Raw genomic sequence first — 348 nt, forward strand, 5'->3', positions numbered from 1 at the left:
TCCTTCATCCCGGGATCGTCCGTCATATTGAAGAGGCGGACCGCCAAAACTCGTCCTGACGACTCAGCTGTGACGTTGGCGAGCATGTCAGCTGCCAAGTTGCCCGACGCATAGACGTGGGAGGCGTCGAAAGGCACGCCGTTGGAGTCCGCCGGCAAGGCAGCAAGGCCGGCCGACAGGATGTGGCGGAAATCGGCGCCGGCGAGGACACCTCCTCCAATGGGATCGCGGGCGGCCTCCTCCTGTACGGACAGGGGCGCCCCTTCAAGGTTCAGGGCTACCGCGGTGGCCAGCATCTCAATGTGACCGAGCTCCTCCGTCGCGGTGTTGAGCAGCATATCCCGATAC

1 protein-coding gene is annotated in these 348 nt (G+C 63.8%); it reads right to left on the reverse strand.

Annotated features, from left to right (window positions below):
• Nucleotides 1-348 (reverse strand): manganese catalase family protein (locus IEW34_RS29045; protein WP_244642302.1); only part of this gene is annotated, 348 nt, incomplete at both ends.

The organism is Chelatococcus reniformis (assembly GCF_014640075.1).
Taxonomy (GTDB): Bacteria; Pseudomonadota; Alphaproteobacteria; order Rhizobiales; family Beijerinckiaceae; genus Camelimonas; species Camelimonas reniformis.